Annotated in this window: 14 protein-coding genes; 8 read left to right on the forward strand and 6 right to left on the reverse strand. The window is 51.8% G+C overall.

Annotated elements, in window-relative coordinates:
• Positions 1-265: 265 nt before the first annotated feature.
• Both acnB and clpX read right to left on the reverse strand, forming a co-directional pair.
• On the reverse strand, positions 266-2,851 hold the full coding sequence (acnB, locus tag DBZ16_RS04155; RefSeq protein WP_107813023.1) for a bifunctional aconitate hydratase 2/2-methylisocitrate dehydratase: 2,586 nt from the start codon (positions 2,849-2,851) through the stop codon (positions 266-268).
• Positions 2,852-3,090: 239 nt separating this feature from the next.
• The gene (gene clpX, locus DBZ16_RS04160) at positions 3,091-4,359 is read right to left on the reverse strand and encodes an ATP-dependent Clp protease ATP-binding subunit ClpX (RefSeq protein ID WP_003768201.1); all 1,269 of its coding nucleotides are present in this window, start codon (positions 4,357-4,359) and stop codon (positions 3,091-3,093) included.
• Between the two features lie 368 nt (positions 4,360-4,727).
• On the opposite strand from clpX, the gene DBZ16_RS04165 reads away from it, so the two are divergent.
• From DBZ16_RS04165 to DBZ16_RS04190, 5 genes are all read left to right on the forward strand, one after another.
• Positions 4,728-5,621: a serine hydrolase gene (locus tag DBZ16_RS04165; RefSeq protein ID WP_430914329.1), complete on the forward strand. Its 894-nt coding sequence runs from the start codon at positions 4,728-4,730 to the stop codon at positions 5,619-5,621.
• Positions 5,622-5,733: 112 nt separating this feature from the next.
• Positions 5,734-6,510, forward strand: coding sequence for a M48 family metallopeptidase (locus DBZ16_RS04170; protein ID WP_205836770.1), 777 nt, complete (start codon positions 5,734-5,736; stop codon positions 6,508-6,510).
• Between the two features lie 258 nt (positions 6,511-6,768).
• Positions 6,769-10,665, forward strand: a complete 3,897-nt coding sequence (purL, locus tag DBZ16_RS04175) for a phosphoribosylformylglycinamidine synthase (protein ID WP_107813026.1) — start codon at positions 6,769-6,771, stop codon at positions 10,663-10,665.
• A 302-nt stretch (positions 10,666-10,967) separates the two neighbouring features.
• Positions 10,968-11,774, forward strand: coding sequence for an HNH endonuclease (locus DBZ16_RS04180; RefSeq protein WP_107813027.1), 807 nt, complete (start codon positions 10,968-10,970; stop codon positions 11,772-11,774).
• 356 nt (positions 11,775-12,130) lie between these two features.
• Positions 12,131-13,228 (forward strand): hypothetical protein, encoded by a 1,098-nt coding sequence (locus DBZ16_RS04190; protein WP_107813029.1) that lies wholly within the window; start codon positions 12,131-12,133, stop codon positions 13,226-13,228.
• A gap of 146 nt (positions 13,229-13,374) precedes the next feature.
• Here DBZ16_RS04190 and DBZ16_RS04195 read toward each other — a convergent pair whose 3' ends face one another.
• Complete coding sequence (locus DBZ16_RS04195) at positions 13,375-13,977, reverse strand: DUF4230 domain-containing protein (RefSeq protein WP_070602967.1); 603 nt, start codon at positions 13,975-13,977, stop codon at positions 13,375-13,377.
• Positions 13,978-14,197: 220 nt separating this feature from the next.
• Between DBZ16_RS04195 and ribBA the strand changes: the two genes are divergently transcribed.
• The 3 genes from ribBA to DBZ16_RS04210 all read left to right on the forward strand — a co-directional run bounded on the left by ribBA (position 14,198) and on the right by DBZ16_RS04210 (position 18,184).
• Positions 14,198-15,535: a bifunctional 3,4-dihydroxy-2-butanone-4-phosphate synthase/GTP cyclohydrolase II gene (gene ribBA / locus DBZ16_RS04200; protein WP_107813030.1), complete on the forward strand. Its 1,338-nt coding sequence runs from the start codon at positions 14,198-14,200 to the stop codon at positions 15,533-15,535.
• Between the two features lie 97 nt (positions 15,536-15,632).
• Positions 15,633-17,627 carry a DNA mismatch repair endonuclease MutL gene (mutL, locus tag DBZ16_RS04205; RefSeq protein WP_107813031.1) on the forward strand — a complete coding sequence of 665 codons (1,995 nt, stop codon included), beginning with the start codon at positions 15,633-15,635 and terminating at the stop codon, positions 17,625-17,627.
• 191 nt (positions 17,628-17,818) lie between these two features.
• Positions 17,819-18,184 carry a hypothetical protein gene (locus tag DBZ16_RS04210; RefSeq protein ID WP_107813032.1) on the forward strand — a complete coding sequence of 122 codons (366 nt, stop codon included), beginning with the start codon at positions 17,819-17,821 and terminating at the stop codon, positions 18,182-18,184.
• A 76-nt stretch (positions 18,185-18,260) separates the two neighbouring features.
• On the opposite strand, the gene DBZ16_RS04215 is transcribed toward DBZ16_RS04210, so the two are convergent.
• The 3 genes from DBZ16_RS04215 to DBZ16_RS04225 form a co-directional block, all read right to left on the reverse strand.
• Positions 18,261-18,566, reverse strand: coding sequence for a barstar family protein (locus DBZ16_RS04215; RefSeq protein ID WP_107813033.1), 306 nt, complete (start codon positions 18,564-18,566; stop codon positions 18,261-18,263).
• Between the two features lie 199 nt (positions 18,567-18,765).
• Positions 18,766-19,203 carry a hypothetical protein gene (locus DBZ16_RS04220; protein WP_107813034.1) on the reverse strand — a complete coding sequence of 146 codons (438 nt, stop codon included), beginning with the start codon at positions 19,201-19,203 and terminating at the stop codon, positions 18,766-18,768.
• A gap of 146 nt (positions 19,204-19,349) precedes the next feature.
• Positions 19,350-21,821, reverse strand: a complete 2,472-nt coding sequence (locus DBZ16_RS04225; protein WP_107813035.1) for a heavy metal translocating P-type ATPase — start codon at positions 21,819-21,821, stop codon at positions 19,350-19,352.
• Positions 21,822-22,046: the final 225 nt, after the last annotated feature.

Consider the following 22,046-nt stretch of genomic DNA (forward strand, 5'->3'; position numbering starts at 1 on the left):
CCAATTCGACACCAGAATCAATCAGACCAATCCGCCTAAAAAGCATTATTTTTAGGCGGATTTTTTCCAAACTGTCGGCATTGAGATTGCAGAATATTGTCGACTCAAACCGTATCGTTTCATGCGCCCTCTTCCACCCAAAAGAGAATAACGGCGGTTTAAAACAAAAAAACAGAACAGCGAAAACTGTTCTGTTTTTTTGTTTTCAGACGACCTCATGGGTTTAGCCTCTAAAGGGGTCGTCTAAAACTGCTTTACCTACTTGTTAAACATTCACGGTCTCGGCTACTTCGTTGTAGCTGTCAATTTCGTTGAAGTTCATGTAGCGGTAGATTTGGTCGCCCTGTTCGTTGATGATGCCGATGTTGGCTTGGTATTCTTCAACGGTCGGGATTTTACCCAGTTTGGAGCAAATCGCCGCCAACTCTGCCGAGCCGAGGTAAACGAAGGTGTTTTTACCCAAGCGGTTCGGGAAGTTGCGGGTAGAGGTGGACATGACGGTCGCGCCTTCGTGTACTTGGGCTTGGTTACCCATACACAGCGAACAGCCCGGCATTTCCATACGCGCGCCGGCGCGGCCGAGTACACCGTAGTGGCCTTCGTCAGACAACTCTTTCGCATCCATTTTGGTTGGCGGCGCCATCCACAGGCGGACGGGGATGTCGGACTTGCCTTCCAAGAGTTTGGAGGCGGCGCGAAAGTGGCCGATGTTGGTCATGCACGAACCGATGAACACTTCGTCGATTTTGGTGCCGGAACGTTCGGACATGAAGCATACGTCGTCCGGGTCGTTCGGGCAGGCGATGATCGGCTCTTTAATGTCGTCCATGTTGATTTCAATCACAGCGGCGTATTCGGCATCTTTATCTGCTTCGAGCAGCTCTGGATTCGCCAGCCATTTTTCCATGGCTTTGATGCGGCGTTCCAAAGTGCGCGGGTCTTGATAGCCGTCGGCAATCATGTTTTTCATCAACACGACGTTGGATTTCATGTACTCGATAATCGGCTCTTTGTTGAGCTTCACGGTACAGCCGGCGGCGGAGCGTTCGGCGGATGCGTCGGTCAATTCAAAGGCTTGTTCCACTTTCAAATCAGGCAGACCTTCGATTTCGAGGATGCGGCCGGAGAAGATGTTTTTCTTACCGGCTTTGGCCACGGTCAGCAAACCTTGTTTAATCGCGTAAAGCGGAATGGCGTTTACCAAATCGCGCAGGGTTACGCCCGGTTGCAGCTTGCCGCTGAAACGTACCAGTACGGACTCAGGCATATCGAGCGGCATGACGCCGGTCGCTGCTGCGAAAGCAACCAAGCCGGAGCCGGCGGGGAAGGAAATACCGATAGGGAAACGGGTGTGGCTGTCGCCGCCGGTACCGACGGTATCAGGCAGCAGCAGGCGGTTGAGCCATGAGTGGATCACGCCGTCGCCCGGGCGCAGAGCCACGCCGCCACGGGTAGAAATAAAGGCGGGCAGTTCTTTATGGGTTCTGACATCGACAGGTTTCGGATAAGCGGCGGTATGGCAGAAAGACTGCATCACCATATCGGCGGAGAAGCCCAAACAAGCCAAGTCTTTTAACTCGTCGCGGGTCATCGGGCCAGTAGTGTCTTGCGAGCCGACCGTCGTCATGCGCGGTTCGCAATAAGTACCCGGGCGTACGCCTTGTCCTTCGGGCAGACCGCAGGCGCGACCGACCATTTTTTGTGCCAACGTGAAACCGGCTTTGCTTTCGGCAGGCGCTTGAGGCAGACGGAATTCGGTGGAAGCAGGCAGTTTCAGGGCTTCGCGCGCTTTGGCAGTCAAACCGCGGCCGATAATCAGGTTGATACGGCCGCCGGCTTGCACTTCGTCCAACAATACTTGGGATTTCAGGCTGAACTCGGCAACGGTTTCGCCGTTTTTCACGATTTTGCCTTCATAAGGCAGAATATCGACGACATCACCCATTTTCAGCGCGGAAACATCGACTTCAATCGGCAACGCGCCGGAGTCTTCTTGAGTATTGAAGAAAATCGGCGCGATTTTGCCGCCCAAGCATACGCCGCCGAAACGTTTGTTCGGTACGAACGGGATGTCTTCGCCGGTATGCCAAATCACGGAGTTGGTCGCGGATTTGCGTGAAGAGCCGGTGCCGACCACGTCGCCGACATAGGCAACGGGATGACCTTTGGCTTTGAGTTCTTCCAATAATTTAATCGGACCGACTTCACCCGGTTTGTCGGGATTGATGCCGTCGCGCGGGTTTTTCAGCATCGCCAGCGCGTGCAGTGGAATATCGGGACGGCTCCATGCGTCGGGCGCGGGGGAGAGGTCGTCCGTATTGGTTTCGCCGTCAACTTTAAAGACGGTAACGGTGATTTTTTCGGGAACTTTGGCACGCGAGGTGAACCATTCGGCATCCGCCCAAGATTGCAAAACCTCCTGCGCGTATTTATTGCCTTTTTCGGCTTTTTCCTGAACGTCGTGGAAAGAATCGAACATCAGAAGCGTATGTTTCAAACCTTTGGCGGCGATGGGCGCGAGTTTGTCGTTGTCCAAGAGTTCGATTAAGGCATGAATGTTGTAACCGCCGAGCATCGTACCTAAAAGTTCGGTCGCATATTCGGGGGAAATCAGCGGGCTGGATGCGCTGCCTTCGGCAACGGCAGCCAAGAATGAGGCTTTGACTTTGGCGGCATCGTCCACACCGGGCGGAACACGGTGGGCAAGCAGTTCGACCAAGAATTCACCTTCGCCTGCGGGCGGGTTTTTCAGCAGCTCGACCAAATCGGCGGTTTGCTGCGCGTTCAAAGGGAGGGGCGGGATACCGAGGGCAGCACGCTCGGCGGCGGCTTTGCGATAGGCTTCTAACATCTCTTTGTTCCTTTTTTCTGTTTTTCTTCTATCCGTTGCAAATGATTTGCAATCAAAGAATTGTAAACAATCCTTTTAGGTATCATAGACCAGTTTGGCAAAAATTGGAATATTTATGTTATCGGATGTAATAGGTGTTTGCTATTGAAACGAATTATCTTGAAAAATACGAAAAGGTCGTCTGAAAACAGGGTTTCAGACGACCTTTTATGTTTTATCGGAATGACCGGTTCATTCTTTTACCGGGCGTTTGCCTGATATTCGCTTCCGTCTTCACGCAGGAGCTTGGGCTGTTCGCCTTTCTCAATGACGTTTTTACCGATGACAACTTTGGTCACGCCTTTCAAATCAGGCAGTTGATACATGGTATCCAAGAGGCAGCGTTCAACGATGGAGCGCAGACCGCGCGCGCCGGTTTTGCGTTCCATTGCCTGACGGGCGATGCTGCGTAAGGCTTCTTCTTCAAATTCCAATTCGACATTTTCCATGCCGAACAGGGTTTGATATTGTTTCACCAAGGCATTTTTCGGCTCGGTCAAGATGTTGACCAATGCGTCTTCGTCCAATTCCGCCAGTGTAGCGATGACGGGTAGACGACCGATTAACTCGGGAATCAGACCGAATTTAATCAAGTCTTCAGGCTCAACGATTTCAAACAATCCGGTAATGTCGGCATTTTCGTCCTTACTGTGAACGGACGCACCGAAACCGATACCGCCTTTTTCAGTACGCTGACGGATGACTTTTTCCAAGCCTGCAAACGCGCCGCCGCAGATAAACAGGATGTTCGTCGTATCGACGTTGATAAATTCCTGATTCGGATGTTTGCGGCCACCTTGGGGTGGAACGCTGGCAACCGTACCTTCAATCAGTTTCAGCAAGGCTTGTTGCACGCCTTCGCCAGATACGTCGCGGGTAATCGACGGGTTGTCGCTTTTGCGGGAGATTTTGTCGATTTCATCAATATAGACGATACCGCGTTGGGCTTTTTCGACATCGAAATCGCATTTACCCAAAAGTTTGGTAATGATTTGCTCGACGTCTTCACCGACATAACCCGCCTCGGTCAGCGTGGTCGCGTCCGCCATGACGAACGGTACGTCCAGTTTGCGCGCTAAAGACTGCGCCAACAGCGTTTTACCCGAACCGGTCGGACCGATAAGCAGGATGTTGGATTTCGACAATTCGACGTTGCCGTTGGCTTTGGGATGGCGCAGGCGTTTGTAATGGTTGTACACCGACACCGCCAAGGCTTTCTTGGCTTGTTCCTGACCGATAACGTGATCGTTGAGGTTGGCGACGATTTCGGCAGGCGTGGGCAGCTTGTTGTTCGGATGGGACGCATCCGTTGCAGATTTGTCTGCGGAGAGGTCGTCTGAACTTTGCAGCATCACGCCGCAAGTTTCTACACATTCGTTACAGATAAAAGCGTTTTCGCCTTCAATCAGGTTTTTGACTTCATGCTCGGATTTTCCGCAAAACGAGCAGGAGCGTTTTTCTTCAGTCATAATTTATCTTCTGTTTTCAAGCAATATCGGCAAACCGTCATCCGAATGTTGCGGGAACGGTTTTCGGCAAAGTCGGTAAGTATAATCAGTATCTTAAGGTTTATCAAATACCGTATGGCAAGCTGTTTGGCGTAAGGTTTTCAGACGACCCTCCGACGCGTGGCAACACGCCACAATTTCCCATCCTTAAGATTGTTTCCAATTTGGGAAAAAGATGCAAACAAACGCAAAAAAGCCATATTAAACTTTACATTTTGTTGTATTTTAAGCAAAATATCCCCTTTAATAATTCAATTGTCTTAAATTCTACTGGTTGAAGTATGTCGGTTATGAAATTTTATAAAACACTGAGTGCCGCCTGTTTGGGTATGGCGTTGACTGTCGCCGCCGCCCCTGCCGCTGCAGACGATATGGACGTTTTGGGTCAATTTTTGGAACAAAATTTTCCAACCCAAAATGACCCGATGGAAGCTTTCGCATTAAGCCACGCACAAAAAATCGAGGCTCAGGCGATGATGGCGGGGCCACTTTTGACATCGCAGTCCGCCCTGATTTTTAACAACAAAACAGGCGAAATCCTGTATCAGAAAAACGCAGACCGCGTGATGCCGATCGCGTCCATTTCCAAACTGATGAGTGCGATGGTCGTTTTGGACGCGCGTTTGGATATGAACGAGCGCATTACCATTACCTCCGACGAAATCGACCGCCTGAAAGGTACAGGCAGCCGCCTTGCCGTCGGCACAACGCTGACGCGCGGCGAATTGCTGCACCTGAGCCTGATGAGCAGCGAAAACCGCGCAACACACGCGCTGGGCCGCACCTATCCGGGCGGTATGTCGGCGTTTGTTGCTGCCATGAATGCCAAAGCGCAAAGCTTGGGCATGCACAACAGCCGTTTCTACGAACCTACCGGTCTGAATTTCCAAAACGTATCAACCGCCAACGATTTGAACCGAATGGTCGCCGCGGCAAGCAAATATCCGCTTATCCGCAAAAACTCGACCTCCAACTACGGCTCGGTTTGGACGGCAAACGGTCGCCAAAACTATAAAAACTCCAACGCCCTCGTGCGCGAAGGCAGCTGGAACATCGAGCTTCAGAAAACCGGTTATATCCGCGAAGCAGGACGTTCGATGGTGGTTAAGGCAAATGTTCAAAACCAACCGATTACCATCGTATTGCTGAACTCGCCAACTTCGACAACACGCGTAAACGACGCGCGTAAGATCGAGTCTTGGATGTCGCAGCGCCGCTCTTAAAAACACTTATTATGCCGTCTGAAAATCAGGCGGCATTTTTTATATGATAAGCAGAAAAACTTCATGCAATCCGGTTGAAAAATCTTGATTTTAACAATATTAGGAGATGCAAATGCCGAACAAAAAACAATACAAAAAACCGTTTATACAGCTGGGTATTATTTTGGCTTTGACCGGCTGTACTTCCGTTGCCGATATGGTGGGATACGATACAGCATCGCTCAACGAGGCCGCAGCAAAAAACTACTCGCAAGTAGTACAACAAGCGCAATCGCAACGCGTTTTGGACAACACTTCCCAGACTTCGCGCCGTATCAAAACCGTATTTGAGCGTCTGAAACCCCATGCCAATCAAGCCAACCAAACCGGCGTACCTTTCAACTGGCAGATGAATGTTTTCCGTGGCAATGAATTGAACGCTTGGGCAATGCCGGGCGGCAAAATGGCGATGTATACCGGCATGGTCGATCGTTTGAAATTGACGGATGACGAAATCGCCGCCGTTATCGGCCACGAAATGACCCATGCCCTGCTTGAGCATGGCAAAAAAGCCATCGGCGGCCAAGTATTGACCGGATTGGGCGGTTCTATTTTGGCGGGCGCGTCCGGAGTTGATGCCAATATTGTCGGCTTGGGTACGGATTTACTTGCTTCCAAACCATTTTCGCGCCATCAGGAGAGCGAAGCGGACGCAGGCGGCGTACGTTTGATGGCTCAAGCAGGTTACAATCCCGAAGCAGCCATCAGCGTTTGGGAAAAGATGAGCAAACTCGAAGGCAGCTCGTCCATCGCGATTTTGTCCACCCATCCGACCAATCAGACACGCATCAATGCCATTCGCAGAATGCTGCCTGAACTCATGCCGATTTATCAAAAGAATAAACGATAAATTTTTTGGAGAAACTTTCCGTAAACCAATATCGGAATTTTCCAAACCAAGCTGCAATTCCTTGCTTTAAATTCACTTTAAATTAATTTAAATCAAATTATTGCACAAACTTCAATCAAAATTTTTCAGACGACCCTTCCTCCCCTCGTGACAAAGGTCGTCTGAAAAATTGTCAACATTTTAACCCAAATTACCAAGCAACCCAGACCCATTCGGCGTATAATACAGCCTTTCCCAACCGCATTTGTGAGCTGAATCATGTCTGTTGTTTTGCCCTTGCGCGGCGTTACCGCCCTTTCCGATTTCCGTGTTGAAAAACTCTTGCAAAAAGCGGCCGCACTCGGCCTGCCCGAAGTGAAACTGAAAAGTGAATTTTGGTATTTTGTCGGCAGCGAGAAAGCACTGGATGCCGCGACTGTCGAAAAACTGCAAGCCTTGTTGGCGGCGCAAAGCGTTAAAGAAACGCCCGAAGCGCGCGAGGGCTTGCATTTATTTTTGGTAACGCCCCGTTTGGGTACGATTTCGCCGTGGGCTTCCAAAGCGACCAATATCGCGGAAAACTGCGGTTTGGAAGGAATAGAGCGCATCGAACGCGGCATGGCGGTGTGGCTGGAAGGTCGTCTGAATGATGAACAGAAACAGCAATGGGCGGCGTTGCTGCACGATCGCATGACCGAATCCGTGCTGCCCGATTTTCAGACGGCCTCCAAATTATTCCACCATCTCGAATCCGAAACCTTCTCCACCGTCGATGTTTTGGGCGGCGGTAAAGAGGCTTTGGTCAAAGCCAATACCGAAATGGGTTTGGCACTCTCCGCCGACGAAATCGATTATCTGGTTGAAAACTATCAGGCTTTGCAGCGCAATCCGTCCGACGTTGAACTGATGATGTTCGCGCAGGCAAACAGCGAACACTGCCGCCACAAAATCTTCAACGCCGATTTCATCCTCAATGGCGAAAAACAACCGAAATCCCTCTTCGGCATGATACGCGATACGCACAACGCGCATCCCGAAGGCACGGTCGTCGCCTATAAAGACAATTCGTCCGTGATTGAAGGCGCGAAAATCGAGCGTTTCTATCCGAATGCGGCGGAAAACCAAGGTTACCGTTTCCACGAGGAAGACACGCACATCATCATGAAAGTGGAAACGCACAACCACCCGACCGCCATCGCGCCGTTTGCGGGCGCGGCGACGGGTGCGGGCGGCGAAATCCGCGACGAAGGCGCAACGGGCAAAGGTTCGCGCCCGAAAGCGGGCTTGACCGGCTTTACCGTCTCCAACCTCAACATCCCCGACCTCAAACAGCCGTGGGAACAAGATTACGGCAAGCCGGAACACATTTCCTCGCCGCTGGACATCATGATTGAAGGTCCCATTGGCGGCGCGGCGTTCAACAACGAATTCGGCCGCCCGAACCTCTTGGGCTACTTCCGCACTTTTGAAGAGAAGTTCGACGGTCAGGTTCGCGGCTACCACAAACCGATTATGATTGCCGGCGGCTTGGGCAGCATTCAGGCGCAGCAGACGCATAAAGACGCAATCCCCGAAGGCGCGTTGCTGATCCAACTGGGCGGCCCGGGTATGCTTATCGGCTTGGGCGGCGGTGCAGCTTCTTCAATGAACACCGGCACGAACGACGCGTCTTTGGACTTCAACTCCGTACAACGCGGCAACCCCGAAATCGAACGCCGCGCGCAGGAAGTGATCGACCGTTGCTGGCAGCTTGGCGACCAAAACCCGATTATTTCCATCCACGACGTCGGCGCGGGCGGCCTGTCCAACGCCTTCCCCGAACTCGTTAACGATGCCGGACGCGGCGCGGTATTCAAGCTGCGCGAAGTGCCGCTGGAAGAACACGGACTCAACCCGCTGCAAATCTGGTGCAACGAATCGCAAGAGCGTTATGTGTTGTCGATTTTAGAAAAAGATTTGGACACCTTCCGCGCCATCTGCGAACGCGAACGCTGCCCGTTTGCCGTGGTCGGCACGGCGACTGACGACGGCCATTTGAAAGTGCGCGACGATTTGTTCTCCAACAATCCCGTCGATTTGCCGCTGAACGTCTTGCTCGGCAAACCGCCCAAAACCACACGCAGCGACCAAACCGTGAGGTCGTCTGAAAAACCGTTTAACGCCGGCGATATCGACATTACCGAAGCCGCCTACCGCGTTTTGCGCCTGCCTACCGTAGCCGCCAAAAACTTCCTGATTACCATCGGCGACCGCAGCGTCGGCGGCATGACCCACCGCGACCAAATGGTCGGCAAATACCAAACCCCCGTAGCCGACTGCGCCGTTACCATGATGGGCTTCAACACCTATCGCGGCGAAGCGATGAGCATGGGCGAAAAACCGACCGTAGCCCTGTTTGACGCGCCCGCCTCGGGCAGAATGTGCGTCGGCGAAGCCATCACCAACATCGCGGCGGTCAACATCGGCGACATCGGCAACATCAAACTTTCCGCCAACTGGATGGCGGCGTGCGGCAATGAAGGCGAAGACGAAAAACTCTACCGCACCGTCGAAGCCGTCTCCAAAGCCTGTCAAGCATTGGATTTGAGCATTCCCGTGGGCAAAGACAGCCTGTCGATGAAAACCGTTTGGCAGGACGGCGAAGAGAAAAAATCCGTGGTTTCGCCGTTGAGCCTGATTATCTCCGCGTTCGCGCCAGTTCAAGACGTACGCAAAACCGTTACGCCCGAATTGAAAAACGTCGAAGACAGCGTATTGCTGTTTGTCGATTTAGGCTTCGGCAAAGCGCGTATGGGCGGCTCCGCGTTCGGTCAGGTGTACAACAACATGAGCGGCGACGCGCCCGATTTGGACGATACAGGTCGTCTGAAAGCGTTTTACAGCGTGATTCAGCAGCTTGTCGCCGAAGACAAACTCTTGGCGTATCACGACCGCAGCGACGGCGGCTTGTTTGCGACGCTGGTGGAGATGGCGTTTGCGGGGCGTTGCGGCTTGAATGTGGATTTGACTTCACTGGTTGCCAACCAAGCCGACGTCAACGAAGCCAGCATCCGCGCATTGTTCAATGAAGAACTGGGCGCAGTGATTCAAATCGCCAAACAAGATGTCGCGGCAGCAGAAGCCTTGTTCAAAGCGGCAGCGCTGCCCTTGCATACCGTTGCCACCATCGGTTCTGACGAAAAAATCGTTATCCGCAATCAGGCAAGCATCGTGTTGGAACAAAACCGTGCCGACTTGCAACGCGCATGGCAGGAAACCAGCCACGCCATCCAACGCCTGCGCGACAACCCCGCCTGCGCCGACAGCGAGTTCGCACTGATTGGCGACAACGAACGCAGCGCATTGTTTGCCGACCTGAAATTCGACGTGAACGAAGACATCGCCGCGCCGTTTATCAACAGCGGCGCGAAACCTAAAATCGCCATCCTGCGCGAACAGGGCGTGAACGGGCAAATCGAAATGGCTGCCGCCTTCACCCGCGCCGGATTCGATGCCTACGACGTGCATATGTCCGACCTGATGGCAGGCCGCGTCCACCTTGCTGACTTCAAAATGCTGGCGGCGTGCGGCGGCTTCAGCTACGGCGACGTACTCGGCGCAGGTGAAGGCTGGGCGAAATCCATCCTGTTCCACCCCGCCTTGCGCGACCAGTTCGCCGCCTTCTTCGCCGACCCAAACACGCTGACATTGGGCGTGTGCAACGGCTGCCAAATGGTCAGCAACCTCGCCGAAATCATCCCCGGTACGGTAGGCTGGCCGAAGTTCAAGCGCAACCTGAGTGAACAGTTCGAAGCACGCCTAAGCATGGTTCACGTCCCCAAATCAGCCTCCCTGATTCTGAACGAAATGCAAGGCTCCAGCCTGCCCGTCGTCGTCAGCCACGGCGAAGGCCGCGCCGACTTCGCGCTTCACGGCGGCAAAATTTCAGACGGCCTCGGCATCGCGCTGCAATACGTCGACGGACAAAACCAAGTTACCCAAACCTACCCGCTCAACCCGAACGGCTCGCCGCAAGGCATCGCCGGCGTTACCAACGCCGACGGCCGCGTTACCATCATGATGCCCCACCCCGAACGCGTGTACCGCGCCGCACAAATGAGCTGGAAACCGGAAGACTGGACCGAACTGTCCGGCTGGTACCGCCTCTTTGCCGGAGCAAGGAAGGCGTTGGGTTAACCGGCAGGCTGATTTGATTCGGCTTTAAAGAGAAAGGTCGTCTGAAAACGATTTAGCGGATTCTGCTATATCTGTTTTCAGACGACCTTTATATGTTCTTTTGCGTATAATACCGAACCAACCGCCGTCATTCCCGCGCAGGCGGGAATCCAGACCTCTATATTTCAGAAATATTTAAAGATTACTGTAAATCCCAACTTCCGGATTCCCGCCTACGCGAGAATGACGGATTAGATTTTTTTGTCCCGAACCCATATACAAATACACTTAATTAAATTTATAGAAAAGATTTGGAGAAGCTTATGTCTGACATAGTAATTTTTAAAAACATGCCGAATGATGATGAATTTATTGAATGGATTGATGAAAACCCAAAGGGATTTGTATTAAATATACATCGACGTCAAGACCCTTCTAATATTCATGAAAGTCATCCTCGGATACATTTTGCTAATTGTAGCCAACTGAATAAAAAGCCGGGAAGCAGTACAACTGGAGACTATTTCAAAGTTTGCTCAAACTCAATTGAAGAACTTGAACAATGGAGCTGGGTCAAATATCAAAAAGGGCTAAATCCATGCAGAATCTGTAAGGAAAAAGGATTACCGGTAGAACAGCTCACAGGAATACAAAATTTTCAGGTAACTTCTGCCCTATCCTTAAAATCTGATATATACAAACTCGAAAAACGTTTAGCCTCCGAGACCAATTCAAACAAGCGAACCGAAATTGAAACTTTGATCAAAGCCCGTTTAGGGCAAGGCAGATTCCGGCAAAAACTACTCGAACTGTATCCGAACTGCCCGCTAACAGGTCTAGATGTTCAGTCTTTACTTATTGCCAGCCATATTAAACCTTGGAGCAAGTGCAACAATGAAGAGCGTCTAGACCCCTCCAATGGACTGATGCTCGCACCCAATATTGACGCATTATTCGATAGCGGACTGATTACGTTTGATGCCGACGGTACGATAAAAATCAGTCCGAAAATCGATCTGGAAAATCAAAAGCGGCTTGGAATTTCTCCCGATATGAAATTAAAAATCGAACCTGAAAGCCAAAAATATTTCGAGTATCACCGCAACCACGTTTTCCAAAAAGAAGAATAGATAGTGTTGAACAGCCCGTTGATTTAAGGTCGTCTGAAAACGATTTAGCGAACCACGCTATATTTGTTTTCAGACGACCTTTTTGCGTTCTTTTGCGTACAAATACTAACCAATTACCGTCATTCCCGCGCAGGCGGGAATCCAGACCTCTTCATTTCAGAAATATTTAAAGATTACTGTAAATCCAAACTTCTGGATTCCCGCCTGCGCGGGAATGACGGCGGCGAAGTGTTTTTTGGATTCCTGCTATCGGCATTCTATCGGCGTATTCTGCAAGCAGAAGCATCATTCCGTATAATCCCCCTTAGCTCCCCATCAACTATAATCGGCACATTCAGACGGCCTCTCCCGATACTATGACCCGACAAGCCTTTATCCTCAGTGATTGCGAATTTTCCGAATGCGGCGAAAAGCCTTATGCGCTGTTGACGGCGAATCCGACCAAGGAACACCACTATATCGCCCAGACCGAGCAGCGGCAGCATGCGCATAATCCGCAGGTCAGCCCGCAGAATCAGAATGTTTACAAACTGTCTTTGTCCATGTTCCGCGAACCGGCTGCCGCTCGACGCTCCCGCTCCGGCGACAAGGTTCGCGGCGGGAATGAAAATCGCGGTGCGGCGGCGAGTGTCAACATCATCGGCAATTTGGCGGCGAAAAACCTCTACACGCTGACTTTCGTCGAAAACACCGCCAACCAGTACAATTTGGAAAGCTGGTTCAACCGCCACGAAAGCGGCTACGAAGAAGCCTGCAACCACTTGCGCACGTTGCCCGAATGCCGTCTGAAAACGGGCGAAACCGATACGGTCAAAGTTCCCGAAGCATTGTGGCGGATATTGCGGCTGAAATTCCTCGGCATCCTGCGCAATCCGCACAACCATAAAAACCTGTTTGCCCACCGTCTGCATGAGGCGGTTCGGGCGCGGCTGCCGGAGGTCGGATTTGAGTTTGTGCGCCTGATCAGCAAGCGCGATCCGAGCCGCATCGAAGCCATTATGCAAAACTACCGTTTTTCGTTTCTCGGCTATGTCGATTGGCTGGCGGGGCTTTACGGCATGTTGAGCGAAGGCGTGGCACAGCCGTCGCTGTTTGAGCGGCTGTTTTGCACCATATTCGCCGAACCCGATGCGGTGAAAATCGAGCTGTTCCGCTATGCCGAAAACGAGGGGCTGTGCCTCTTTGGCGACAGCAGTTTCTGCCTTCAGGCTTCGACGAAACTCATCAGCGTCGGCGTGAATATTTCGCACGATATGTTTGCCGTCGTCCACCTGCAAACCGACCGCTGGCTTGCGTTTAAAAACACTTTTCACCACGACGCGCCGAAATTGGAAGGCAGGGTAAGAATTATCGACGGCGACCAAACCCAGCGGCTGATGTTCAACCGGCTGACCATCAGTCAGGCGTATGAAGCCGTGTTCGGCAGAAGCCCGAATATCGATGACTATCTTTAACGCTTGGATGAGGTAAACGCGTTTCCAGTGTAAAACGTATCAATGCTAAACAAAAGGTCGTCTGAAAACGATTTGGCGAACCCGCTACTTTCGTTTTCAGACGACCTTGTTTGTACTCGGCTCTTAAGCCTTGTTTTGCGCTGCCGCTATTTGCATTGCCCCACAGCCGCCGGATAAACCGATACCTGCGTCTGCGTCAGGGCAAACAGGTTTTCAAGCTGCGTTTGCGCTTGGCGGTTGGCATGATCCAAAATCTGGGCTTTGCACGCGCTGGCGAGGACTTGCTTTTTGGCTTCTTCCTGCACGGTTTTGAACACCGCCTTATCCACCGGCAAAAGGTTGAACGAACCGGTTTGGATGTCGTACACCTCGATATTTTCCAAATCGACGCTGAGGATTTCTACAGGCGGCAGGCTGATGAGGACTTTTCCATCCACGATATTGACGTTGTCGGCATGAAGTTTGTCCAAATCCAAGCCCGCCAACACTTTGCCGCGCACGATAAACAGACCGCTTTGCGCGTCCTGCCACAATCTGCGCCAGTCGCCTTTTTTCTCGGTGCGGATGATGGTGTCGATGTAAAAAGCCGTGCTTTCCAAGCGGTTCATCTGCTTAATCTGCATCAAAACGCCTTCGCGCGAAATCGCTTCATGGGCGTTGTCATTGCGGTGCTGGGCATAGAACCAACCGCCCGCCGCTGCGACTGCACAAAAAATAGATATTAAAATCAGTCGGTAAACCATTTTCATCAGCTTAAACCCTTTTCGGTTGCGTTGAACTTAACGCCCATATTCTTTCAAATGTTCAGATTTCAAGCAAAAGTCGTCTGAAAACGCAATTTTTGTTTTTCAGACGACCTTCTGTCGAAACATTACCAAAAAGTAATAAAAAACCACCATCACACATAGTTTGCCTTTTGGTAAAGACAAGACTACAATCGCCTACATTCTTTCAGCCACACAACACATCATGAACACCACCGACCTGCGCCGCCGCAACCTGCGGCAATGGATAGCGGACAAATACGGCGGCCAGCAAACCCGTTTTGCCGCAGCCATCGCCATCAACCAAGGCGAATTGTCCGCCCTTCTGAAAAATAAATCCTTCGGCGAGAAAAAAGCCCGAAAAATCGAACAGGCGGCGCAAATGCCCGCCATGTGGCTGGATCAAGAACACGCCTCAGCCCAACCCGACCATCAAGAAAGACGCACCATGCCCCACATTTCCTCCATCCCTGAAATCCTCGCCGACATCAAAGCCGGCAAAATGGTCATCATCACCGACGCGGAAGACCGCGAAAACGAAGGCGATTTGCTGATGGCGGCGCAGTTCGTTACCCCCGAAGCCATCAACTTCATGATCAAACATGCGCGCGGACTGGTTTGCCTGCCGATGGAAGGCAGCATGGTCGAGCGTCTCGGCCTACCCATGATGACCCAGAAAAACGGTGCACAATACGGCACCAACTTCACCGTTTCCATCGAAGCGGCGCAAGGCATCACCACCGGCATCTCCGCCGCCGACCGCGCCCTGACCATCCAAACCGCCGTATCCCCGACCGCCAAACCCGAAGACATCGTCCAACCCGGCCACATCTTCCCCCTGCGCGCACAAAAAGGCGGCGTCTTGGTACGCGCCGGACACACCGAAGCCGGCGTCGATTTGGCACAAATGAACGGACTCATCCCCGCCGCCGTCATCTGCGAAATCATCAACGACGACGGCACCATGGCGCGTATGCCCGAACTAATGAAGTTCGCCGAAGAACACGACCTCAAAATCGGTACGATTACCGACCTCATCGAATACCGCAGCCGCACCGAAAGCCTGCTCGAAGAAATGGGCGACTCGCCCGTACAAACCCCGTGGGGCGAGTTCCAGCAACACGTTTACGTCGACAAGCTCTCCGGCGAAACCCACCTTGCCCTTGTCAAAGGCAAACCCTCCGCCGACACCGAAACCCTCGTCCGCGTACACGAACCCTTCAGCGTCATGGATTTCATCCAAGCCAACCCGCGCCATTCCTGGTCGCTGCCCAAAGCCCTTGAGCGCATCCAGCAAGCCGAAAGCGGCGTCGTCATCCTCCTGCACCGCACCGAAGACGGCGCCACCCTACTCGACCGCACCCTGCCCAAAGGCGCAAACCAAGCCTACAAATGGGACAGCAAAAGCTACGGCATCGGCGCGCAAATCCTTGCCGGTCTCAACGTCGGCAAACTGCGCGTGTTAGGACAACCTTCCGCCTTCACCGGCCTGACCGGCTTCGGCTTGGAAGTCGTCGGTTTTGAAGAAGCAGAAAACAAATAAACCGCCCGTCTGATCAAAAGGTCGTCTGAAATCCCGATTCCGGTTTTCAGACGACCTTTTGCTATAATACCCGCCAGTTTGAAAACGGAAGAAACCCATGTCCCGAATCGCCGCCCTGCCCGACCACCTCGTCAACCAAATCGCCGCCGGCGAAGTGGTCGAACGCCCCGCCAACGCCCTGAAAGAAATCGTCGAAAACAGCATAGACGCAGGCGCGACGGCGATTGAAGTCGAGCTGGCAGGCGGCGGCATCCGCCTCATCCGCGTCAGCGACAACGGTGGCGGCATCCACCCCGACGACATCGAACTCGCGCTCCACCGCCACGCCACCAGCAAAATCAAAACCTTAAACGACTTGGAACACGTCGCCAGCATGGGCTTTCGCGGCGAAGGCTTGGCAAGCATCGCCTCCGTCAGCCGCCTGACCCTGACCAGCCGCCAAGACGGCAGCGCGCACGCAACCCAAGTCAAAGCTGAAGACGGCAAACTCAGCAGCCCCACTGCTGCCGCCCATCCCGTCGGTACCACCATCGAAGCCGCCGAACTCTTCTTCAACACCCCCGCGCGGCGTAAGTTCCTCAAATCCGAAAACACCGAATACGCCCACTGCGCCACCATGCTCGAACGCCTCGCGCTGGCGCATCCGCACATCGCCTTCTCGCTCAAACGCGACGGCAAACAAGTGTTCAAACTCCCCGCACAAAGCCTGCACGAACGCATAGCCGCCATCGTCGGCGAAGACTTTCAGGCGGCATCCCTAGAAATCGACAGCGGCAACGGCGCGCTGCGGCTCTACGGCGCCATCGCCAAACCCACCTTCGCCAAAGGCAAAACCGACAAACAATACTGCTTCGTCAACCACCGCTTCGTGCGCGACAAAGTCATGCTCCACGCCGTCAAACAGGCATACCGCGACGTATTGCACAACGCCCTCACCCCCGCCTTCGTCCTCTTCCTCGACCTGCCGCCCGAAGCCGTGGACGTCAACGTCCACCCCACCAAAACCGAAATCCGCTTCCGCGACAGCCAGCAGGTACACCAACTCGTGTTCCACACCCTCAACAAAGCCCTCGCCGACACGCGCGCCGACTTGACCGAAAGCGTCGGCAACGCAGGCGAAGTGTTGCACGAAATCACAGGTATCCGTCCCGCGGCAACGTCGTCTGAAAACGAGCCTAACGGGTTCCACCCAAACCCGACCACGTCGTCTGAAAACATCTTCGCCGCCGCACCAAGCGCACACGTTTCCGAACCGCGCAGCGCCTTCGGTTCCGATAAAACCGCCCCCATGCCCTATCAGGCAGCACGCGCGCCGCAACAGCGCAGCCTGTCCCTGCGCGAAAGCCGCGCCGCCCTCAACACCTACGCCGAACTCTTCAAAAACACCGCAGCCGATGAAGCCGATATCGAACTGGCACAATTCGAACAAGCCCGCTTCGGCAGCACGTCCGCCACGTCGTCTGAAACCCCTGCCCACACCTTTTCAGACGACCCCAAACCCGAACTGCCGCCGCTAGGCTTCGCCATCGCCCAACTATTAGGCATCTACATCCTCGCCCAAGCCGAAGACAGCCTGCTGCTCATCGACATGCACGCCGCCGCCGAACGCGTCAACTACGAAAAAATGAAACGCCAGCGGCAGGAAAACGGCAACCTGCAAAGCCAACGCCTGCTCATCCCCGTTACCTTCCCCGCGTCCCACGAAGAATGCGCCGCCCTCGCCGACCACGCCGACACACTGGCAGGCTTCGGACTGGAACTGTCCGACATGGGCGGCAACACCCTCGCCGTCCGCGCCGTCCCCGCCATGCTCGGCAAAGCCGACGTCGTCTCGCTCGCCAAAGACGTATTGAGCGAACTCGCCCAAGTCGGCAGCAGCCAAACCATCGAAGAACACGAAAACCACATCCTCGCCACCATGTCCTGCCACGGCTCCGTCCGCGCCGGCCGCCAGCTTACCCTGCCCGAAATGAACGCCCTCCTACGCGACATGGAAAACACCCCGCGCAGCAACCAATGCAACCACGGCCGCCCGACCTGGGTGAAACTGACGCTGAAAGAATTGGACGCACTGTTTTTACGCGGACAATAAAACAAAAGGTCGTCTGAAAACGGATTTAAGCTTTCAGACGACCTTTTAAGTAAACTAGGTTACAAAACCCAACAACATTTTGGAAAATTTGGCAGCAAGCGTAGGTTGATTCAAGACCCAACAAAGGCTCTGATCTTTCTGTAATGTTCAATTTTCAATCTAGCCTACTACCAACAATGGGAATATTTTAAATGAATTGTTTAGATTTATTGGCATATGTCGAAAAAAGACCATTTATGTATTTAAGCGAAAAAAATATAAAGCTTTTAGAAAGTTTTATAACAGGATATTATTTATGTGAAGGACTAAATAATATGCCTAGTCAAAAAGATGATATTTTTAGAGAAAAATTTTATTACTGGCTAATTGAGCAGTTTAATTTTCTTCAAACCACCCATACATGGCGTGGTCTGATTGAACAGATTGCCAAATTTGAAAATCGGGATGAGTTTGACTGTTTCTTTCATTATTTGAGACTGTTCAAAGAAAATCATGGGATTGAGTCTGCAGAACCTGAACAAAACGTAAATTATATTAAGCCCCAGCAAAATCCTTGAATATTCTACAATATTTAATTTTCAACTCTACATATCGCTCAAAAATCACCTTCATCATTAATTTATATAATTTCATTCAAAAATTCAATATAACTTGTTTCTTATACTGAGTTTTTTGCCAATATTCTTGATACATAACAAGGCAGTCATATATTATTTTGTATAAAGATTCATTTTTTCTTTTCAGCCTTTCTATAAATTTGAAATTTATAATTATTTTTTCTTCGGGCAACCAACTTAAATCCTGCATACATTCATCTAGTGCATCGTAATTAAATCCAAAATAATCTGGAAAATATAACTTCTCACTCATAATTTTTAAAAAACTGTTTGATGTTTTTAAACTTCCCAAATTAATATCGACAACAAGAGTATTATTCATTGCAATATTACACCTCTATCAATGCTTCATAATGATCTGTTGTTTAGCGAGCAACTGGATTAAGGCTCAACAAAAACTATTGAATAATCTTTGGCATCTTATCTTCAATCTGACCTGCTGCAATATCAAAAGGTTTCAGACGACCTTTTCTCCTGAATTCAATCAACAGTAAAATGGTCTCATTGGGTTAAAACCCGACCTACTGCTGCTTATTAAATAAATTCCAGCATTCGGGAGCATCATTTTCAAAGAAAATAAAATTATTTAATTCTTCATTATTTATATTTTTTAAAAATACCCCAGTATAAAAAATTTCCAGTATTTCTTTATGGGTAATACTATTACTAGGCATCAAAAAAACTGACCCACTATAATAATTTAAAATATTTTCCAATTTTATTTCATCATAATTTTCGATACAATATAACATGCTTATTCGTATTTTCTCTTGATTTTCTATGGAAAAATTAAGCATATCTGGTTTTAATAATTCATTAATAATAACCTTCTGCCCTTTTTCTGTGGATATGTCTAAACCGACATATTTGGATATATCTACATGTGTACTTTCAAGAATTTCACCATCAATAATACTCAATAAATTAAGCACGTAAAATGTATTGATTTCTTTCTTCATTTTTACATCCTAGGAGTTAATTTACTTTAGCGTGGGCTTTGCCCACGAAAAACCACCACCCAATCTATCTTTCAAAAAACCAAATAAAAACGTCGTCTGCCCCCCCAAATCCGGCTTTTCAGACGACGTTTTCCTCCCCAAACCACCTACTTCCTCTTCTTCAACAGCCTCAACGCGTTGCCCACTACGAACAGCGAGCTGAGGCTCATGCCCAATGCGGCGATCCAGGGTTTGACGTAGCCTAAGACGGCGAGCGGGACGGCGATGATGTTGTATGCGCTTGCCCAGGCGAGGTTTTGGCGGATGATTTGGCGTGTGCGGCGGGCTTGGGCGATGGTGGCGGGCAGGATGTTCAAGTCGTCGTTGAGCAAGACCAAATCGGCGCCGTCGCGGGCGACATCGGCGCCTGCTGCGACGGCGGCGGATACGTCGGCTTGGGCGAGGACGGGGGCGTCGTTGATGCCGTCGCCGACCATCAAGACTTTTCTGCCTTGTTTCTGCAATTCTTCAACGTAGGCAAGCTTGTCTTCGGGTGCGGCTTCAGCGCGGTAGGTGTCCAAACGGAGTGCCTGCGCGACTTGTGCAACGGCATTTGTGCGGTCGCCGCTGAGCAGGTGGGTGCGGATGCCCTGTTGTTTGAGGATGTTGAGCATGGCGGCGGCGCTGTCTTTGATTTGGTCTTCGAGCAGGAAGACGGCTTGGAAACCGCTTTGGTTGCCGAGAAACACCATGCTGCCTGCGTGTTCGATGTCGGCGGCTTCGTCAGACAGCACGCCGGCTATTCCGGCGACTAAATCGGCGCGTCCCAATGCCCAAACTTGGGTTTCGTCTTTATAAGTCATTTGCGCGCTGACGCCTTGTCCGATGCGGTTGACGCGTTGGGAGACTGCGTATTCGGGCGCGTGGTTGGGGTCGTCTGAAAGCGTGTGGTTCAAGATGGCGCGAGCAATGGGGTGTTCGGATTGATATTCTAGGGCTTGTGCGGCGGCGAGTGCTTCTTCTGTTTTTAGACGACCTAAGGGGATGATTCGGCTGACGGAAAGTTGTCCTTTGGTCAGCGTGCCGGTTTTGTCGAACACAACATCGTCGATTTGGGCGAGTGTTTCGAGGCTTTGTTTGCCGCTGATTAACACGCCTTCGTCGGCAAGCGCGCCTGTGGAGGCGGCAAGCGCGGTCGGCGTGGCAAGAGAAAGTGCGCAAGGGCAAGTGATAACGAGCAGCGCGACGGTAATCCACAATGCGGTTTGCGCGTCGGCATACCATGTCCAGCCGATGAAGACGGGGATAGCAAGCAGCAATTCGCCGAACACGAAGCTGGAGGCGTATTTCTCAGCAAGCTCGGCGGCGCGCGGTTTTTGGGCGAGCGCGCGGTCGAGCAGTTTGACGATGTGCGACAGGCGCGTGTTGTTGCCGGTGCGGTCGGTTCGGATAACAAGCGGGCTGCCCGTATTGAGCGTGCCTGCGGTAACGTTTTCAGACGACCTTTTAACCACGGGCAGGCTCTCGCCCGTCAACATGGCTTCGTCCACTTCGCTCTCGCCGGACAACACCGTGCCGTCCACAGGAATGACCTCGCCCGGTTTGACGACGATCACGTCGCCCGCCTGAAGCTGTACAACCGCCGCTTCCTCGATTTCCTCGCTGTCGGGATAAGACGGAAGACGGTGGCAGAACGCGGGAACGAGTTTCACCAGCCGCTCCGCCGCATCCCCTGCCCTGCGCCTTGCGATTTGCTCCATAAACCGCCCACCCAACAGGAAAAACAGTAACATAGCGATGGACTCGAAATACATCCCCTGCCCCGCATTGACGGCAAGGCTGTAAATACCTGCGACAAAGGTCATCACGACGGCAATCGCAATCGGCGTATCCATGCCGACGCGGCGGTTTTTCCAATCGCGCCACGCGCCGCGGTAAAACGGCAACGCGCTGTAAAACACGACGGGCAGCACCATCAAAAAGCCGCCCCAGTGCAGGATTTCCAAAAACAGCGGCTCGATGTCGCCGCCGTAAAGATAAGTCGGCACGGCAAACATCATCGTCTGCATCATTCCCAAACCCGCCACCGCCAGCCTGACGATAAACTGTTTGCGCTCTTTCTGCGCCTGCGCCTCGACTTTTTGCGCATCGTAAGGCGCGGCGGTATAACCTGTTTTGCGGATTTTCAAAAGAATGTCCGACAGCGCGATTTTGCCCTCGTCCCAGACCACGCGGCAGCGGTGCGTACTGTAATTCAAATCCACGCGCACCACGCCCGCCGTCCGCAAAAGCTGTTGCTCAATCAGCCATACACACGCCGCGCAGGTAATGCCGCCCAGCATCAACACCGCCTCGCGTTCCTCCCCTTCCCCGACCTCGACAAAATCCGCCTGCACTTCGGGCAAATCGTACAATTTCAGTTGCGACAACACTTCCGGCGGCGGTAATTCGGATTTTTCCGCGTCGGCGGTACGTTGTTTGTAATAATTGCCCAAACCTGCATCAATAATGCTCTGCGCCACCGCCTGACAACCCGCGCAACAGGTTTCATGGTCTTCATTTTCGTAGCGGACGGTCAAATGGAGGTGTTCGGGGACTTCCAGACCGCAATGGAAACAGGTTCTTTCCGTTTGATTCATAATATGTGCCTGATGGTGTGCCGGCAGGTGGTTTGCCGTTTGAAACTTGGATTTGAAATGTTTAAAAATGTAAACTTTATTAAAGTGTCGCTTTTTAGCAGATTTTTAAAAATATTTTACAAAACGTTTATTTTAAAACAATTTGCATATTTTTATTACTTTTATTTATATTTTTCAATAATATATCCGCTTATCAATAGACGAACGGTTGCGTTCTGATACCGC

Source organism: Neisseria sicca (genome assembly GCF_003044565.1).
GTDB classification, from domain to species: Bacteria; Pseudomonadota; Gammaproteobacteria; order Burkholderiales; family Neisseriaceae; genus Neisseria; species Neisseria sicca_A.

Excerpts from the sequence above, each read along its gene's own strand:
- acnB (WP_107813023.1), bottom strand. The coding sequence starts at position 2,851 with ATGTTAGAAGCCTATCGCAAAGCCGCCGCCGAGCGTGCTGCCCTCGGT.
- clpX (WP_003768201.1), bottom strand. The coding sequence starts at position 4,359 with ATGACTGAAGAAAAACGCTCCTGCTCGTTTTGCGGAAAATCCGAGCAT.
- DBZ16_RS04165 (WP_430914329.1), top strand. The coding sequence starts at position 4,728 with ATGGCGTTGACTGTCGCCGCCGCCCCTGCCGCTGCAGACGATATGGAC.
- DBZ16_RS04170 (WP_205836770.1), top strand. The coding sequence starts at position 5,734 with ATGCCGAACAAAAAACAATACAAAAAACCGTTTATACAGCTGGGTATT.
- purL (WP_107813026.1), top strand. The coding sequence starts at position 6,769 with ATGTCTGTTGTTTTGCCCTTGCGCGGCGTTACCGCCCTTTCCGATTTC.
- DBZ16_RS04180 (WP_107813027.1), top strand. The coding sequence starts at position 10,968 with ATGTCTGACATAGTAATTTTTAAAAACATGCCGAATGATGATGAATTT.
- DBZ16_RS04190 (WP_107813029.1), top strand. The coding sequence starts at position 12,131 with ATGACCCGACAAGCCTTTATCCTCAGTGATTGCGAATTTTCCGAATGC.
- DBZ16_RS04195 (WP_070602967.1), bottom strand. The coding sequence starts at position 13,977 with ATGAAAATGGTTTACCGACTGATTTTAATATCTATTTTTTGTGCAGTC.
- ribBA (WP_107813030.1), top strand. The coding sequence starts at position 14,198 with ATGAACACCACCGACCTGCGCCGCCGCAACCTGCGGCAATGGATAGCG.
- mutL (WP_107813031.1), top strand. The coding sequence starts at position 15,633 with ATGTCCCGAATCGCCGCCCTGCCCGACCACCTCGTCAACCAAATCGCC.
- DBZ16_RS04210 (WP_107813032.1), top strand. The coding sequence starts at position 17,819 with ATGAATTGTTTAGATTTATTGGCATATGTCGAAAAAAGACCATTTATG.
- DBZ16_RS04215 (WP_107813033.1), bottom strand. The coding sequence starts at position 18,566 with ATGAATAATACTCTTGTTGTCGATATTAATTTGGGAAGTTTAAAAACA.
- DBZ16_RS04220 (WP_107813034.1), bottom strand. The coding sequence starts at position 19,203 with ATGAAGAAAGAAATCAATACATTTTACGTGCTTAATTTATTGAGTATT.
- DBZ16_RS04225 (WP_107813035.1), bottom strand. The coding sequence starts at position 21,821 with ATGAATCAAACGGAAAGAACCTGTTTCCATTGCGGTCTGGAAGTCCCC.